Source organism: Sphingomonas sp. (genome assembly GCF_031426035.1).
Lineage (GTDB): Bacteria > Pseudomonadota > Alphaproteobacteria > Sphingomonadales > Sphingomonadaceae > Sphingomicrobium.
On the sequence record NZ_JANPKO010000038.1, the window covers coordinates 1 to 2,182 of the forward strand.

The window sequence follows — 2,182 nt, forward strand, 5'->3', positions numbered from 1 at the left end:
CCGTGCCGCGAAGGCACCGGCTGGATGTGGCGGATGATGGAGCGCCTGCGCGAGGGCGACGCCGAGGTCGGCGAGATCGACAAACTGCTCGACGTCACCAAGCAGGTCGAGGGCCACACCATCTGCGCGCTGGGCGATGCCGCGGCGTGGCCGATCCAGGGCCTGATCAAGCATTTCCGCCCCGAGCTCGAGCGCCGCATCGCCGAACGCGCCGGCCGCACCCTGCTGGAGGCGGCGGAATGAATGCCGCCTTCGCCCTTTCGCTGCTGGCGATCGCCAGCGCCGCGGCCGCCCAGGCGCCCGACAAGGAGGTCCGGCTCGGCTCGCGCCTGCCGGTCAAGATCGACAAGCGCGCGCAGGACGCGGCGCAGGTCCGCGAGGTCCACCAGCGGTTCGGCGAATGCGTGGTCAAGAAGCATTATCCCGAGGCGATCGCCTATCTGCTCAATCATCCAACCGTCGACGAGGACGACCGCGAGGGCCGCAAGCTGGTTCGCAAGCTCGCCGACGGCGCGTGCCTTGTCGCGGCCGCCGACATCGGCCCTGGCGGGGTGGTGATGACCTTGCCGGACGACACCATGCGCTATGCGCTGTCCGATACTTTGGTCCGCCGCGAATTCGCCGCTGCGCCGCTCACCGATCTCGACCGCGTCGTGCGCCTCGCCCACCCGAGCCTCGACCCGGCTGAGTTCGAACCCAAACCGGGCAAGAAATTGAGCCAGAAGGAACTGGCCGAGCTGGCGGCGAACCGCGGCAAGGAGCAGGCGCGGATCTATTTGTCGCAGTTCGGCGAGTGCGTGGTGCGGGTCGACCCGGTGAAATCGCACGCGCTGCTGATGGCCCCGGTCAATTCGCCGGCGGAAAGCGCGGCGTTCGCGGCGCTCAAGCCGCGGCTGGGCGAGTGCGTCGTCGAGGGGCGGACCCTGGAGTTGAACAAGACGATCGTGCGCGGCACCGTCGCCTACGGTTATTACCGGCTGGCCAAGGCGCCGCGCTCGGCCGCGCCGCTAGCTCCGGGTACTCCGCAATGAAGTTCATCATCGCCATCGTCCTGCTGTTCGTGATCGTCGCTCTGGCGCTGATGCTGCGCTCGTCGGGGCCGCGCATCACCACCATCGAGCACCGCCGCGATGACGACGACGACGACCGGAAGGACCGCGACGATGCCTAAAGTAATCGTCGACGGCATCGAGATTGAGGTCCCGCAGGGGGCGACCGTGCTCCAGGCGTGCGAGCTGGCGGGCAAGGAAATCCCGCGCTTCTGCTACCACGAGCGGCTCAGCATCACCGGCAATTGCCGGATGTGCCTGGTCGAGGTCGCGCCGGGGCCGCCCAAGCCGCAGGCGAGTTGCGCGCTGCCCGCCGCCGATGGCCAGACCATCCGCACCGATACCGCGATGGTCAAGAAAGCCCGCGAAGGGGTAATGGAGTTCCTCCTCATCAACCACCCGCTCGACTGCCCGATCTGCGACCAGGGCGGGGAATGCGACCTCCAGGACCAGGCGATGGCCTACGGCCGCTCGGGCTCGCGCTACGAGGAGAACAAGCGCGCGATCGACGACAAATATATGGGCCCGGTGATCAAGACCGCGATGACGCGCTGCATCCAGTGCACGCGCTGCATCCGCTTCGCCGAGGAAGTCGCCGGGGTGCCCGAGCTCGGTATGCTCTACCGCGGCGAGGACAGCCAGGTGACCTCCTATCTCGAGCGCGCGGTGGAGAGCGAGCTATCCGGGAACCTCGCCGACATCTGCCCGGTCGGTGCGCTGCTGCAAAAACCGCAGATTTTCGAAAGCCGCCCGTGGGAATTGCGCCGCGTGCCCGCGATCGACGTGATGGACGCGGTCGGCTCCAACATCCGCCTCGACGTCCGCCAGCGCCAGGTGATGCGGGTGCTCCCGCGCATCAACGAGGACGTCAACGAGGAGTGGATCGCGGACAAGACGCGGCACCATGTCGACGCGCTGGTGCGCGGCCGGCTCGACCGCCCGTGGCTGCGCGACAAAAGCGGCAAATTGCGCGAGGCGGGCTGGCGCGAGGCGCTCGATGTGTTCGCCGCGCGGCTCACCAAGGCCGGCCCGAGCGTGGCCGCGATCGCCGGCGACCTGCTCGAGGCCGAGACGATGTACGCCGCGCGTAAATTGCTCGAAGGGCGCGCCTCGGGCCTGCTCGAGGGGCGCCA

General features: G+C 68.4%; 4 protein-coding genes. All 4 read left to right on the top strand.

Annotated elements, in window-relative coordinates; translation table 11 throughout:
* The coding region (locus RMP08_RS02350) for an NADH-ubiquinone oxidoreductase-F iron-sulfur binding region domain-containing protein (protein WP_310467365.1) at window positions 1-243 on the top strand (243 nt) is incomplete at its 5' end.
* Window positions 240-1,031, top strand: a complete 792-nt coding sequence (locus RMP08_RS02355) for a hypothetical protein (RefSeq protein ID WP_310467366.1) — start codon at window positions 240-242, stop codon at window positions 1,029-1,031. The genes RMP08_RS02350 and RMP08_RS02355, both read left to right, overlap by 4 nt.
* Complete coding sequence (locus RMP08_RS02360) at window positions 1,028-1,171, top strand: hypothetical protein (RefSeq protein WP_310467367.1); 144 nt, start codon at window positions 1,028-1,030, stop codon at window positions 1,169-1,171. Before RMP08_RS02355 ends, RMP08_RS02360 begins: the two co-directional genes overlap by 4 nt.
* Window positions 1,164-2,182: NADH-quinone oxidoreductase subunit NuoG (nuoG, locus tag RMP08_RS02365; RefSeq protein WP_310467368.1), on the top strand; the 1,019-nt coding region annotated here is incomplete at its 3' end. The genes RMP08_RS02360 and nuoG, both read left to right, overlap by 8 nt.